This window comes from Psychrobacter sp. HII-4 (genome assembly GCF_904846595.1).
Lineage (GTDB): Bacteria > Pseudomonadota > Gammaproteobacteria > Pseudomonadales > Moraxellaceae > Psychrobacter > Psychrobacter celer.
Genome location: NZ_CAJHBJ010000017.1, coordinates 29395 through 44705 on the forward strand (window position 1 = coordinate 29395; position 15311 = coordinate 44705).

General features: G+C 47.1%; 13 protein-coding genes. 11 read left to right on the plus strand and 2 right to left on the minus strand.

The annotated features are described in order from the left end of the window. Positions 1-9 precede the first annotated feature (9 nt). The 7 genes from JMX98_RS09030 to JMX98_RS09060 all read left to right on the plus strand — a co-directional run bounded on the left by JMX98_RS09030 (position 10) and on the right by JMX98_RS09060 (position 8675). Positions 10-339 (plus strand): hypothetical protein, encoded by a 330-nt coding sequence (locus JMX98_RS09030; RefSeq protein WP_105245104.1) that lies wholly within the window; start codon positions 10-12, stop codon positions 337-339. Between the two features lie 343 nt (positions 340-682). After that, on the plus strand, positions 683-1180 hold the full coding sequence (locus tag JMX98_RS09035; RefSeq protein ID WP_105245103.1) for a peroxiredoxin: 498 nt from the start codon (positions 683-685) through the stop codon (positions 1178-1180). Positions 1181-1259: 79 nt separating this feature from the next. Beyond that, positions 1260-2756: a dihydrolipoyl dehydrogenase gene (locus JMX98_RS09040; protein ID WP_201586036.1), complete on the plus strand. Its 1497-nt coding sequence runs from the start codon at positions 1260-1262 to the stop codon at positions 2754-2756. Positions 2757-2914: 158 nt separating this feature from the next. Further along, a complete protein-coding gene (locus JMX98_RS09045) occupies positions 2915-4111 on the plus strand; it encodes a mechanosensitive ion channel family protein (protein ID WP_226941276.1) in 1197 nt (398 codons plus the stop codon). Positions 4112-4238: 127 nt separating this feature from the next. Continuing rightward, on the plus strand, positions 4239-6536 hold the full coding sequence (gene rlmKL, locus JMX98_RS09050) for a bifunctional 23S rRNA (guanine(2069)-N(7))-methyltransferase RlmK/23S rRNA (guanine(2445)-N(2))-methyltransferase RlmL (RefSeq protein WP_201586037.1): 2298 nt from the start codon (positions 4239-4241) through the stop codon (positions 6534-6536). Between the two features lie 266 nt (positions 6537-6802). Continuing rightward, positions 6803-7378: a TerD family protein gene (locus JMX98_RS09055; protein WP_105245099.1), complete on the plus strand. Its 576-nt coding sequence runs from the start codon at positions 6803-6805 to the stop codon at positions 7376-7378. Positions 7379-7613: 235 nt separating this feature from the next. Then, on the plus strand, positions 7614-8675 hold the full coding sequence (locus tag JMX98_RS09060; protein WP_201586038.1) for a DUF475 domain-containing protein: 1062 nt from the start codon (positions 7614-7616) through the stop codon (positions 8673-8675). 192 nt (positions 8676-8867) lie between these two features. Here the strand turns inward: JMX98_RS09060 and JMX98_RS09065 are convergent, their stop codons facing one another. Further along, positions 8868-9527, minus strand: a complete 660-nt coding sequence (locus tag JMX98_RS09065; protein ID WP_201586039.1) for a 7-cyano-7-deazaguanine/7-aminomethyl-7-deazaguanine transporter — start codon at positions 9525-9527, stop codon at positions 8868-8870. A gap of 313 nt (positions 9528-9840) precedes the next feature. On the opposite strand from JMX98_RS09065, the gene JMX98_RS09070 reads away from it, so the two are divergent. The 3 genes from JMX98_RS09070 (at position 9841) to JMX98_RS09080 (ending at position 12079) form a co-directional block, all read left to right on the plus strand. Next, positions 9841-10416, plus strand: a complete 576-nt coding sequence (locus tag JMX98_RS09070; protein ID WP_201586041.1) for a TerD family protein — start codon at positions 9841-9843, stop codon at positions 10414-10416. 255 nt (positions 10417-10671) lie between these two features. Next, on the plus strand, positions 10672-11424 hold the full coding sequence (locus JMX98_RS09075) for a TIGR00266 family protein (protein ID WP_201586042.1): 753 nt from the start codon (positions 10672-10674) through the stop codon (positions 11422-11424). Positions 11425-11470: 46 nt separating this feature from the next. Continuing rightward, a complete protein-coding gene (locus JMX98_RS09080) occupies positions 11471-12079 on the plus strand; it encodes a TerD family protein (protein WP_201586043.1) in 609 nt (202 codons plus the stop codon). 398 nt (positions 12080-12477) lie between these two features. Here JMX98_RS09080 and JMX98_RS09085 read toward each other — a convergent pair whose 3' ends face one another. Next, entirely contained in the window at positions 12478-13725 is a 1248-nt protein-coding gene (locus tag JMX98_RS09085; RefSeq protein WP_201586044.1) for a TerD family protein, read from the minus strand. A 405-nt stretch (positions 13726-14130) separates the two neighbouring features. On the opposite strand from JMX98_RS09085, the gene JMX98_RS09090 reads away from it, so the two are divergent. After that, positions 14131-15255, plus strand: a complete 1125-nt coding sequence (locus tag JMX98_RS09090; protein WP_201586045.1) for an ATP-grasp domain-containing protein — start codon at positions 14131-14133, stop codon at positions 15253-15255. Positions 15256-15311: the final 56 nt, after the last annotated feature.

Below are 15311 nucleotides of genomic sequence, written 5' to 3' on the forward strand. Positions count from 1 at the left end.
AGGATATTTATGAAGTTGTTGCCAGTATTACCCCTAGCCCTAGCTGCCATCTTTGCGTTACCCCAAGCAAACGCGGCTGATATCAAGCAAGACAATATCAATACCTGTGTCAATGGCGCGGTCAAATATAAAGTCGCTGACAAAAGTACCGCCACCAAACTGTGCAATTGCACCATCGACGTCCGTAGCAACATGACCATCGGTCAAATGTGGGAAATCGAAAGCTACGCACAGAATAAAAAAGACCCTTCCAATCTGCCATATGTCAAAAAAATGCAAAAAGACTTACAGCAATGCACAGTCGGTCTAGACCTCAAGCAGCCACAAAAACCTGCTTAAGATAACGGGTGCACGATGTACAAAAGACTGGCCATTGCCAGTCTTTTTTGTTGAGGATAAATAGACAAAGTGTAAAACTGATTATTCATTTTTGCTAATCTGCTTATAATAAGAATATGATAACGCTGATAAAGCTCGCTATACTTGCGATATACATACTATACAAACCCTCTATAGTCGATACACTCTAAAAATGTCATAGAACTACTGGGATACTGTTTTTAAATGTAGGTTGCGCAGCCTCTGGGAACGCAGCACGCAAGTAAAATTTATACCAGTAGCGCGTTTAAATCCATAACAGTTTTACATTCATCTAACTATATAACACCATAAGGACATTAGCATGGCAAAGCCTACCACAGAGAGCATCAAGTTACCTGATTTTCCTGTTACCATCGTCAGAGCGCTAGACGGCCACTTCATCCATGATGACATCAGCCTAAAAGAGATGGTCGCCCATACCGACAAAGGCCTAATTTTATACTTTTATCCAAAAGACAATACGCCTGGCTGCACCACACAAGCGACCGAATTTACCGCGCGCCTCCACGAGTTTGATGACTTGGGCTACGATATCGTTGGCGTCTCACGCGATAGCATCGACTCTCATCAAAAATTTATCACCAAGCATGACTTACACATCCCGCTCATTAGCGATACTGACGAAAAACTTTGCCAGTATTTTGATGTAATCAAAGAAAAAAACATGTACGGCAAAATCACCTTGGGGCTGGTACGCTCTGCCTTTGTGTTTGACAAAAATGGCACCCTTACCCATGCACAGCGTAACCTGCGTGCCAAAGGCTATACCGATCGTCTGCTAGCAACATTAACGCCTTAACCAGCTGACAAGATAATAATCACTGACATCACCTGTGATATCTAGGTTAAATAATCATTTCTTAACGCTTGAGAATTCTATGAATCAACCGTCTAATGCCGATAGTGTCGAGCAAAAAATCACTCGTACCGTATCGGTGGCTGTGATTGGCGCGGGCACAGCTGGTCAAAATGCCTTTCGGCAAGCCAGCAAAACCCGTGATGACATCGTCATTATTAATGAAGGGTTTTGGACCACCACCTGTATCCAAGTCGGCTGTATGCCAAGCAAGCTATTGATTGCTGCTGCAGACCGCGCCCATGAGGCCAATCACTCTGCAGACTTTGGGGTGCATGCCACCGCTCAAATCGATGGCAAACGGGTCATGGAACGCGTCCGTGAGGAGCGTAGCCACTTTGCCAGCTATATCAAAAAACAAGTCGAAAGCTGGCCTGAGGACAAAAAAATCGATGGTCGCGCTTATATCAACCAGCAAGGCCTGATCGAAGTCAATAACGAGCTAATCGACGCCAAAAACATCATCGTCGCCACTGGCAGCTCGACGTTTATCCCAGACGGCTGGGCAGATAAGCTGGGTGCGACCCTGCTTACCTCTGATACCGTCTTTGAGCTCAATGACTTACCTAAATCATTGGCCGTCGTCGGCGCAGGTGCCATCGGTCTTGAGCTTGCGCAAGCCTTTACTCGGTTGGGCGTCGAGGTCACACTATTTAATCGTGTCAAGCGCGTGGCCGGTCTCAAAGACGACGACATCAACAATAAAGCCATTGATTGCTTGAGTCATGAGCTGACCATGCACCTAGGTAGCGATATCAAAGACGTCGGTACACGACATACCGATACGCAAGACCATCCAGAACAAACCGCATTTATCAATTATGAAGACAGTGCCGGCGAAGCGCGCCAGTGGCAAGGCGAATACGTACTGGTCGCCACCGGTCGACGCAATACCATCAAGCAGCTGGGCATTGAAAACTTGGGCGTCGAGCTTGATGATAAAAACCGACCAAAAAACCTCAGTATAAAAACCGGCCAAATTGGCGACTTAAACGTCTATATCGTGGGTGATGCCAATGCACACATACCTTTGTTACACGTTGCTAGTGATGAAGGCTACAGCGCAGGCAATATGATCTGCGGCAATGAAAAAGACGCCTATATACGTCCGCCTGCCCTGCCTTTTTCTATCGTGTTTTGCTCACCGCAGATCGTCAACGTCGGCATGTCGCTTCCTGAGATTCAGCAAGACCCAGAGTTAGAGTACGTCGTCGGCCGTGTCAGTTTTGACAATCAAGGTCGTAGTCGAGTGATGGGAGTCAACTGTGGCTTGCTCCATATCTACGGCTGCAAAAAAACCGACAGAATACTGGGCGCCAGCATGATTGGCCCTGATGCTGAGTATATCGGTCATATCTTGGCGACAGCCATTACCAATGACTTAAATATCAAAGACATGCTCGACACGCCATTTTATCACCCTACGATATTAGAAGGACTACGGACAGCATTACGCGATGTACAGCACAAGATGAAAATCCCTTATCAGTACCACGATACGCAAGAAGACAATTTTTAAGGATTTGGACTGTTTTACAGGAAGGACACGCCCTCATAAAAATCCTGATAAAAAAGATAGCATTGCAAGCGATCAGGGCGTATCTTGTGTTTGCTTGCCTCCCTAATTTCAGGTAACTTAATACCTTTACATGTACTCATCACTGCATGGACCAAAAAATGCCAATCGCTAGTATTACCGATTTTTTTCAAGAGATCATTCGTGATCTGCATACTAGCCTTTATTTGGCGCTTGGCGGCTCTGCTGATGAAGAGTCAATCGACTGGTCCTCACAGGTGGTCTATTTGGCCAGTACTGCCATCAAAATCCTGATCTTACTTGCGGTACTGGGGTTTTTTTATTGGTTGGCGATTTATATTCTCAAGCAAAGCAAAACAAAGCTACACTTGAATGAGCGGCGCACCAAGATTGTCCGCTCGGTACTGCGCTATATCTGGATTGTGGCAAGTTTGATTGCCATTATGAGTCAGATATACTTTGAGCCTGAAACCATCAAAGCCACTGCCAAGGCCAGCACATGGGCAGGTATTTATTATGTGCTTTGGACCTCATCTGGGCAGATCATTCACAAAGTCTTGCAGCATTATGGTCTGAATGCCTCGATAGAGCAGCTGCTAAAAAACATCTTGTCTGTGCTGCTACTAGTGCTGGGTCTGGCCAGTGTCATGGCGCAGTTTGGCTTTGATATCGTCTCGCTGGTCGCCGGTCTCGGTATCGTCGGTCTGGCGGTAGGCTTTGCCGCTCAGTCCACCCTTGCCAACTTTATCGCTGGCATCACCATCTTGCTTGAGCAATCGTTTCAAGTAGGTGACTGGATTCATATCAATGAAAATGAAGGCCGAGTGGTACTCATCGCCCTGCGTACCACGCATATCTTGACGCGGGACAACATCACCGTCATTATTCCAAACTCCAATGTTGCCTCCTCTGAGGTGACCAATTTAACCTCCAAAAACTTCATACGGTTTGATATTCGTGTACGTATCGCCTTCGAAGACGATATCGATACCGCTCGCAAAGAGATCCTACAAGTACTCAGTGACACCGATGTGGTACTCAGCCGTCCAGAGCCCTCAGCCACAGTCGATGAAATTGGTGAATACGGGGTTTTCTTTATCGTGCGTTTTTGGGTAAAACCTGCTGCCGTCGCCCGTATGCCAAAAATCAAAGAAGGTCTCAAAGAGGACATCAAACGCGCGTTCGATGCTGCCAACATCTCTACCCCTTATCCACATATGCGTTTGCTGATGCCAAAGGACGTCGATTATCCTATCGCCACCAAGCCCTTTGCCACCACCACGCAGGTAGTATCACAGTCATCAGAGCCGCTACCCCTGACAAAAAATGAGCAGTAAAGACGCGACTATCTTGCTCAATACCCACCACTTTAAACCATCCTACCTGGAAATATGATAAAATCACGGGTTAAACATCGCCATTGCTGATGTGCCTCATTTACCCTTTTAGACCACAGGTATCCGTATGACCGAAACCACTTCGCCAGCATCTTCCACAGCATCTTCGCCAGCGTTGTCGCTTGAGCTTATCGTTACCTGTGCCGATGGGCTCGAAGCGCCGCTACAGACTGAGCTGACCAGCTTTGGTATTCAAAGCGATATCAAAAGCACCGGTCGTCTGGCCGTCACTGGCGGCTTGCGTGATCTGTATACCATCTGTCTTTGGTCACGCGTGGCCTCACGGGTACTGCTGCCAATCAAACGCAAAAACATCAATACCGAATATGATGTGGCCGAGCAGCTCTATGGTTTGGCAAAGTCTGTCAACTGGACTGAGCAGTTTGACTTAGAGCAAACCTTTGCCATCCGTCTGTCTGTCGATAAGCGCGTGGCGGTCAGTCAGCAGTTTGCGATGCTGCGTATCAAAGACGCCATCGCCGATACCTTCAATGAAGTATATGACAGCCGCCCCAACGTCGACAGCAAAAACCCAGATTTTTCTGTGTTTGCTACTGTCAATGACAAGCAAGCCGAGCTGTATCTAGACCTATCTGGTACCAGCTTGCATCGCCGCGGCTATCGTTTGGCCATGACCGACGCGCCTTTAAAAGAAAACCTAGCCGCAGCGCTACTCTATAGCGCAGGTTGGCATAAGAAAAACGATGCAGGCAACGCGCCTTTTTATAACGCTCTTATCGATCCTATGTGCGGCTCAGGTACGTTTATTATCGAAGCGCTCTTGATGCATTGTGATTATGCTGTCGGTATCGATAAAGCAGCCAATCAATTCGGATTTTATGCATGGCAACATCATGATGATGCGCTCTGGCAGCAGATGATTGAGGATGCCCAAAACCGTTTTCGTGAGGCGCTCGCCATTGCTCAAGAGCAGCCAGACACCTTGCCGCTGATTTTGGGTTTTGATGCTGATAGCGGTGCGATACTCGCCACAGAAAAAAACCTGATCGCCGCAGGGTTGCAAGAGCTGTTGCCGCTGCTTGATATCGAGACGCGCGCGCTCAATCAACTAGGCGGTGTGCTAAAGCCGCTGGTCGATGACGGCCGCTTGAGCAATCCGCTTGTCATTACCAATCCACCTTATGGCGAGCGTTTGGGCGATGAAGACATTATCAAGCCTTTATACCAGTCAATCGGGCTTATTTTGCAAGACAGCTTTGCAGGTAGTGGCATTAATCCAATGCTTGGCATCTTGGCCGCTCGTGTCGAGCAAGTAGATATCTTACCAATCAAAGAGCCAAAGACCCTGCGCTGTCACAACGGTGCCATTACGGTTTATTTTCGTTATGGGACCCTTATCGCTGGGCAAATAGGCCATCTGGTCAGTCGTTTTGAGAAGCGTGACATCACGGTAGAGGGCGGGCAAGACTTTATCAACCGTCTACAAAAAAACCTCGCCAAGCTTAAAAAACTCGCCAAAAAAGACAATGTCAGCAATATTCGTGTCTATGACGCTGATTTGCCCGACTTTAAAGTTGCCATTGACCTGTATGGTGATTATGCGCACGTGCAAGAATACGCACCGCCCAAAACCATCCCGCCTGAGACCGCAAAAAAACGCTTCAACCTCGCCCTGATAGGTATCCGTGAGGTGTTTGATATCAACCGCGAGCAGGTCTTTATCAAAACCCGCGCCCGTCAATCAGGTAATGAGCAATACAGCAAACAAGGCAGTAGCGAAAAGCGCGGTAAGTTTTATATCGCACGCGAAGATGGCGCTTACTTTTATGTCAACTTTACCGACTATCTCGATACCGGCCTGTTTATCGACCATCGCAACATGCGCGCCCGTATCAAAGCCAACAGTCGCGGCAAGTCAGTACTTAACTTATTTGCTTATACCTGTACGGCCAGTGTACACGCAGCGCTCGCTGGCGCCAAAAAAGTCACTAGCGTGGATCTGTCACAAAACTATCTCGACTGGGGCAAGCAAAACTTTGCCTTAAATGGTCTGGATGTCAGTGGGAGCAAGTATCAGTTCGTCGCTGCCGATATTTTTGAGTGGATCAAGAACAATACTGAGCAGTTTGATATTATCTTTATCGATCCGCCGACTTTTTCCAACTCAAAAAAATTCCAAGGCACCTTTGATGTGCAGCGCGACCATGCCGCCCTGATCAACCGCGCCATGAACCGCTTAACCTCTGATGGTGTGTTGTATTTTTCTAATAACTTCACCCGTTTTGAGTTGGATGAGCAGCTAAGCGAGCGCTACGATATTGTCAATATCACGCCAAAGACCATCGGCTTTGATTTTAATATCAAAAAACCCATCCACCAAAGCTTTGAGATTCGTCATCGTTAAGGCATAAAAAAGACCTATACCCGCCTTGTTTGCCCAGCTTTCGTCGTGTTTTGTAGCAAATATCACAATGGCCCAATCGGCTTTGATTGGGCCATTTTTTGTTGTTATGATAGAGCACTACTACGCGGCGAAAAAGCGCAGGCTGTCCAAATACCAATCCCATCATAGGTTTTGCTCGGCTCGATCTACTCAAATGTGCCATGACATGGCCCGTGCTTTTATCCTGCGCCTCCCTCCCCTAATAACCTAATAATAAGGACAATCCCATGGCTTTATCACTGAACAAAGGCGGTAACTTATCGCTCACCAAAACCGACCCAAACCTAACCAAACTGCTCATCGGTCTTGGCTGGGACGAGCGCGCTACCTCTGGCGCTGAGTTTGATCTGGACGCCAGTGTGTTTTTATTAAATACCGCGGGCAAAGTACGCGGCGATCATGATTTTATTTTCTACAATCAGCTCAGATCTGACAATGGCGCAGTGGAGCATACTGGCGACAACCGTACGGGCGAAGGCGATGGCGATGATGAAGTCATCAAAGTAAACCTCACCCAAGTCCCAGCCGATATCGACAAAGTCGTGGTCACGGTCACCATTCATGATGCGGCAGCGCGCAATCAAAACTTTGGTCAAGTGGCCAACGCCTTTATCCGTGTGGTTAATGAAGAAACAGGTACAGAAGTCGTTCGCTTTGACTTAGCAGAAGACTACTCGGTCGAGACCGCCATGGTGTTTGGCGAAGTATATCGCCATAATGGCGAATGGAAATTCCGCGCTGTCGGTCAGGGCTACTCAGGCGGCTTGCAGGCGATGTGTCATCAATATGGCGTCGATATCTAATTTTGAGTATAACCATCTACCCTAGCGATCAGACAGTCATAGCGCACTGTCAGACACGATGATACGCACAAATTTTGGTTGCAAAACAGTCACAATTTTTCATCGGCAAACGACTAGCAATACTTTAGGTTTCGTTTAAAATTATCCATAAAAAGTGGTTAGCGATAACCACTTTTTTGCAGTTTGTGCCTATAATAGGCCGACCTTAGCTTTACGCAACCAGACAGGATGTGTCATGAGACATTTTTATTTAGACTTTATCTTTACTATTATTGCCCTTGCAATCGCGGCATGGTGGGGATATTCACACGGCGGTATGGGCGGTATGATAACCACCCTATCTATTACTGCTATTTTGGCTGTCATGGAGATTTCATTATCATTTGATAATGCGGTGGTCAACGCTTCAGTCCTCAAAGGCTGGGACGAATTTTGGAAAAAAATCTTTTTAACGGTTGGTATTTTAATCGCCGTATTTGGTATGCGTTTGGTATTCCCAATCGTCATCGTTGCCGTCACTGCTGACCTTGGTGTGATGGAAGTGATCAATCTGGCGTTGTATAACCCAGAAGAATACTCTGCCAGACTCATGGCACATCATGCAGAGATCTCTGCCTTTGGTGGTATTTTCTTATTGCTGGTGTTCTTAAACTTTATCTTTGATGATAAAGAAGTGCATTGGTTTGAATGGTTAGAGAGCCGTTTGGTAAAGCTGGGCAAAGTCGATGCCATGAGCGTATTTGTGGCGCTGATCGTTTTGATGGTTGCGGTATCGTGGGCCAGTGCTGAGCAGTCAGCGGCGGTATTAATCGCAGGCGTCTGGGGTATTCTTGTCTATCTTGGTGTCCAAGTGGTATCAGGTATGCTCGAGGGCGATTTGGAAGAAGAGCTAGAGCACGAAGGCGGCACCTCAGGATCTGAGGCCACCAGCGCCATTATGAAGGGCGGTATCATCGGTTTCTTATACCTAGAAATCCTTGATGCGTCGTTTAGTTTTGATGGTGTGATTGGTGCCTTTGCCATTACCAATGACGTGATTGTCATCATGCTAGGTCTTGCCATCGGTGCGATGTTTGTCCGTTCGATGACTATTTTCTTAGTCGATAAAGGCACGCTCGATGAGTTTGTCTATCTAGAGCACGGCGCGCATTATGCCATCGGTGCTTTGGCCATCATCATGCTATTGTCGGTGAAATTCCACGTGCCAGAGCTGATCACTGGTCTTATCGGTATCGCCTTTATTGGTTGGGCCTTTGTTGCATCACTCAACTACCGTAAACGCCAAGCACTTGAATAACGCAGCTGTGTTTAGTATCAGCATTCGATTTCATTAAGTGATCAAATGACAGGTTATATCAAGCAATTGGTATAACCTGTTTTTTTATGTGCGCTTGCAGACTTTGCTCATTATCTAGCGTGATATCGTTAATCTATTTTAAAATCAGCACCGTCCTACTGGCATTAAGGTGCTCACTATCTCTGATGGTGTTTACTTCCCTGCCAGCATCTTCTGAAGTTTTACCAACACCACGCCATAGAGCGGTAAAAAAATACACACGCCCATCACTATCTTAAACAGATAGTCCATCGCACCAATCTCAATCCAGTGCGACGCCATAAAAGGATCTGGGCTTTTATAAAAAGCGATGGCAAAAAAGCAAAAGCTATCGACCAAATTGCCGATAAACGTCGATGCGAGCGGTGCAACCCACCAAATACTCAAACGGCGCAGTTTATTGAATACTTGGATATCCAGCAGCTGTCCGACCACATAAGCACTAAAACTGGCCAACACAATGCGAAAGACAAATAAATTAAAATCCAGTAGATGCTCATGACCAATAAACTGACCATTTGAAAACACCACAGAAAAATAATAAGAAATCATCAGCGCAGGCATCATCGCAAAAAAGATAATACGTCTGGCTAAATGCTGACCAAAGATACGCACGGTCAAGTCAGTAATCAAGAATATAAAGGGAAAAGTAACAGCGCCCCATGTGGTGATAAAGCCAAACAGCTCCACAGGTATCTGCACTAAGTAGTTACTACTGGCGATGATAAAGATATGCAGGCTGACCAGCCAAAATAGCGCGCGGCGATAGCGAATGGGTTCGATCGGGGTTGTCAAAACAGTACTAATACTCATAAATCGGCCTTTTTTTACAGCAGGGTAGAGGGAACCTGAGCGCGCTATTATAAATGATAATCAGATAAATAGCGAAACGACGATGGATATGGTCATAATCTTACTTTTTTGTAGACAGAAAGATACATGTTGTATAGTCACACAAAATACGCCTTGCTTACTCAGCAATCGCTTAGTATAGTTAGACGTAACGATAGGCAGGATATGGCGTACAGGTCGATTTATTGATCTTTTGTGCTCAGATAGTCATGACTGCCCTATTTTTGACTTATAACACCAAAAACTCTTAATTATTAATTCATAGGATATTTATATGGCTATTAGCTTAACAAAAGGCGGCAACGTAAACTTATCAAAAGAAGCGCCAGGCTTGACCAACATCACAGTCGGTCTTGGCTGGGATCCGCGGGCGACCGACGGTCAAGATTTTGACTTAGACGCCATCGCTTTTTTGTTGAATGAAGCGGGTAAAGTCCGTAACGATCAAGACTTTATCTTCTTTAACAACTTAAAGTCAGACAACGGCGCGGTCGAGCACACCGGTGACAACCGTACTGGCGAAGGCGACGGCGATGATGAAAAAATCAAAATCAACCTAGCCAATGTCCCAGCGGATGTCAGCAAAGTCGCCATCTGTGCCATCATCTATGAAGGCCAAGCTCGTAACCAAAACTTCGGCCAAGTGGGCGATGCTTATATCCGCGTGGTCAATGATAATGGACAAGCCGAAATCGCTCGCTACGACCTATCAGAAGACGGTAGCACCGAGACGGCTATGATCTTCGGTGAGCTATATCGTCACAACGGCGATTGGAAATTCCGCGCGGTTGGACAAGGCTTTAATGGCGGTCTTGGCCCATTAGCGGCTTCTTATGGCGTAAATGTATAACGCCATCGTTTAACCTTATCTGGGTTTAAACTTATCAAGATCTAAACTTATCATGGTTTAAATCTATCAAGGGTTAAACCCTCCATCGTCGCAGTCACCATCTATATAGGACTGCGGCAGCAAATAAGCCATCAAGTGTGCTCATTTTTCACATTTGATGGCTTTATGTTTATTACGCAGCATAAAGCTTTATAAATCAGCCCCTGTGACATCGTCTCTATCAAAAAGATTAATTAAAAGAAGGATTTGCCCCCTATGGCCGCGACATTTAGCTTAATCGGTACCATTGAGCCTTTTTTGCACTGCAATCTAAAAAAGGGTGACTCTATTTATTGTGAAGCCAACGCCATGGTCATGATGGAGTCCAATCTTGAGTTAAAAGGCAAGCTACAAGGCGGGCTGATGCAGTCGTTGATGCGCCGCTTTGCCAATGACGAATCCCTATTTCAGCAGCAGATAGAAGCGACGGGCGGCGAAGGAGACTGCCTGCTTGCACCAACGCTAGATGGCGACATGCAAATCATCGAAGTCGGCAAGCAGCAATACACACTCAGTGATGGAGCTTTTGTCGCCGCGCAAACAGGCGTCGATATCAGAGCCAATATTCAGCGCAACCTTGGCGGCGCAGTATTTGGCGATACCGGCGGCTTTATGGTGATGCAGACCCAAGGCCAAGGTCAAGTGGTGGTATCAGGTTTTGGCTCGCTGTTTGAGATTGAGGTGACACCAGACAAAGACGTCATCATTGATAACGGTCACGTGGTCTGCTGGGACTCAAGCTTGGACTATAAACTGTCGGTGTCGACCAGTAAGAAAAAAGGCATCATGAGCAATATCATCAACTCCGTCACCAGCGGCGAAGGTATGGTGCTAAACTTCTCAGGTAGCGGCAAAGTCATCATCTGCTCACGCAACCGTGACAGCTACCAAGGCTGGCTACAAAGCATTCTAGGCACCAGCTCAGGCGGTCGCGGCGGCAGCGGTGGCTTTTTAGACAATATCTTATAGCGCGGCGCTGTTCGTTTTTACTCACCATTATTATAAGGACAATCTCATGGCAGTTAATCTACAAAAAGGGCAAAAAATCTCTTTAAGCAAAGAGGCTGGCGGCGAGCTGACACAAGTCAAACTGGGCCTCGGCTGGGATGTGGCTCAAGGGCCTCAAGCACAAAAAGGCGGGTTTTTGGGTAAATTGTTTGGCGGTGGTAGCGGCGGCGACTCTATCGATCTTGATGCCTCTTGCATCATGTTCGATAGCAGCAAACAAGCCGTCGATGCGATTTGGTTTAGCCAGCTAAAATCAAAAGACGGCAGCATCGTCCATACAGGCGACAATCGTACTGGCGATGGTGACGGCGACGATGAGGTCATCAACGTCGATCTCGCGCGCGTCCCAAGCAATGTGAAATCACTGGTATTTACGGTCAATAGTTTTACCGGTCAGACGTTTGAGACCGTCGAAAATGCGTTTTGCCGTATCGTCAACGCCAGCAACAACGCTGAGGTGGCGCGCTATAATTTATCCGCACAAGGCGGCCATACTGCGATGATTATGGCCAAGGTCTATCGTCATAACGGCGAGTGGAAGATGCACGCCATCGGTGAGACTGCCTCTGGTCGTACCTTTCATGACTTGATGCCTGCGATTACCCCGCATGCTTAATAGGTGCTACTTGTATTTAGGGCGTGTTGAACATTCGCAAATAGGCACTGCTGATCGCTAAAATTGTTCCAGATAAGGCACAAAGCGACGATAACGCAGATGCCTTAGCGAGATTTGTAACGCAGTATGGGGCAATTTTAGCATCAGCCCGCAGGGACAGGACTCTTTTTTGCCGCTTCATCGTTAAAAATAAGCGCTTAGAGCGACTAAACTTATTATTTTTAACATCGAATCGCCTAAAAAATAGTCGCTGTCAGTGCCATGGTCGAATGTTCAACACGCCCTACTATAACTGTTTTTGTTTACAAAAAATCAGCCCGTCTATTTATCATAGACGGGCTGATTGATATTTGAATACTGATACTTCAATACTGATACTTGAAGATTGGGATTAGGTCTTACTTACGTCCACGCTTCCAGCTAAAGCCCCAATGAAAGGCTTTATCCATTTCTTGGTGACCTTTAAAGTATTGGTTGATACGCTCGACATTGATGCTGCCTTGCTGATTGACCAGCCGCGCGATGGCACACATAGGCAGGTTGTCGGTGCCTTCTGTCAGACGAGTCTCAATCGGTGGCTGCTCTGGCACGTGAATGGTCACCACCCCATCAGTTTGGGCCCAGTTTGGCACACCCTCATAAATAAAGGCAAAAATAAACACCTCCTCAATCTGCGACCACTGTTGGCCATTGATATCGAGCCATTCACCGCCACTCACCTGCCCGGTTCTATCATCAGCGCGCAAGCACACATAAGGCGCCGACTGCAAGCTGCCAAAGCGATTGCCCAGTGCTTGAATCAGGGTTTTTTCGCCATTTTTTAGATGAATCATCGCACCGACATCCAAATCGATGCCGCCAGATTTGTGCTGCTTAAATAAATCGCCTAATAGCCCTTTTTTGGGCGTTTTTTGATCGGCATTTGGCCGCTGGTTCCAGTTGAGATTGACCGCGATTTTGCCAAAATTGTCACGTTTTTTTAGATTGATGCTGGACTGATTTTTGGTTAAGGTGATTTTGTTTAAATTTACCGTAGGACTGGCTGGTATCGGCGGCGGGGTGGCCTGAGCAGGTCGATTATTTTTTTGTGTATTGATCGTCTGTGCTTGAGGTGCTGCTTGGCTTGGTGCTGGCGCTTCATCAGCAATCTCGACCCCGAAATGCTCAGATAATGGCTTGAGACCACCATTAAACCCCTGCGCGATAAAACGAAACTTCCAACTGCCCTGCCGGCGGTAGCATTCGGCCAAAATAATGGCTTTTTCGGAGCGGCCAGTACTATTTAGCTGGCAGGTCAATAATACTTGGCTGCCCTGCAATACCTGAATATCCACATCACCGATTTGCGCCAGCGTTTGCTCGCTAGAGAATGCCAAAGCAATCTTGTCGATATTGGCAGGCTGCGCGGGCAAATTGATATCAAAAAACCCATCGCTGTCATGGCCGCGAAAGCTGACATTGCCGTCGTCGCTGCGGGTCTGACCATAAAATATCATGTCGCCATCACCGCGTACCTTGCCATCGCTAGTTAAGCGATAAGCGGCGCAATCTACCGCGTTTTGGCTTATGATACGAATAATGATATGGTCATTGGGTAATGTCGCGTTGGCACCCGGCACCAATTGTTGCGGTTGGTTTTGGCTCATATTCTGTCCTTCTTATAAGTAATAATGCTTATTTTTTATTGCTTAATGGATCATACTAGGCTGTGTCTGCATTTCAAAAATAGTGATAAAAATGAGATAAATTGCGGTCAAACAAGGAAAATAGCGCCGTTAATATTGGGATATTGACCTGCTATTTGACGACGTTTAACGATGCTTGCCAATATTTGGCCATTTTTAGCTCATTCAGATAGCTATCGCGTGAATCGAAGACATGGCCTACACATTGCTCTATAGTAGCAGTCAGTTGAAAATAAGCCCAGTACTACTAATATTAAAGTGCGCTTACTATCCCTATGCCATAAAGCTCTAATAAATAAAGTGCTTGAGAACCAGTGACGATCGGATCACGATACTACCCCCTAACCCTTAGCATCTGAGAGACCCATGAACAACCCTGCAAACGCTACTCATCACTCAGCGCCCCTAGCCGTCTGGTTGGCTGAAGGTCAATCCAGCCAGCGCGATATGCTCGCTAGCCTGCAAGCTCTAAAAACCAAAACGAGCGCGCCACTGCATATCATTGCTTCACATCGCCATGATAGACCTGAAATCTTTTCGCTGGCCGATACGGTCTATCGTGAGCCTTTAGCGTCCGCAAGTGATGTTCCTAAGCAAATGCTCCCTCTTGATGTGCCGCGCTGGCAGTTTGTGCTCGAACAAGCCCAGCAGCAGCAGGTCAAAGTCCTTTTGACTGGGCGCAACAGCATAGACTACGAAGCAAAGCGCGACGCGTTTGCGGCGGCTGGCATCCGCCTACTGACAGGGGCCACCAGTGTCGACGCCCTAGCGTCCATCGATGATAAGTTTGCCTTTATGCAGCACTGTCAGGCGCGTGACATTCCTGTGGCCGAGGCGTGGCGGTTTGATACCCTAGCCGAGCTTGAAGCATTACTGGATAAATACGGCGATCAGCCGCTGTGTGTCAAGCCGGTCACAGGTATTTTTGCCCAAGGGTTTTGGCGGCTTGATACCGGAAAGGCAGCAGCTGATCTTTATGACAGCTTTGAGCATCTGTACTTTACCGAAAAGAAAAAAATCAGCACCGAGCAGTTTTTGCAGGCATATAGCCATAGCCAGATGGTGCATGAGCGTCCTATCCCTATGCTACTGATGCCCTATCTATCAGGCCAAGAATACTCTATCGACGTGGTGTGTGAATACGGTGAGGTGCTGGCGGCCGTTACACGCCATAAAACAGGAAAAATCCAGCATGTCGGCTACGATCAGGAGGTGATGGCAGTGGTGATTCCATTGATTAGCGCCTTTGGCTGCGATGGTATCGTTAGCGTCCAGACCAAGGCCGATAGCGACGGCCAGCACCGTGTCCTTGAGATCAACAGCCGCCCCTCAGGTGGTATCGGCTATACGGCGCACAGCGCTGTCGACTTGACTCAAATTGGTTTTGGTTATTGGCTGGGCCTGAGCGACAAGCCCAAACTGGCTGACGTCATCGGGCAAATCACTCCCTGTCAGGTGCGCTCCTTGATGACCAGTGTCAAAATTAAATAGAACTGTTGTTTATTACCCTTGATGCAGACCCTTATTTTAAAGACAATTACTGTAAA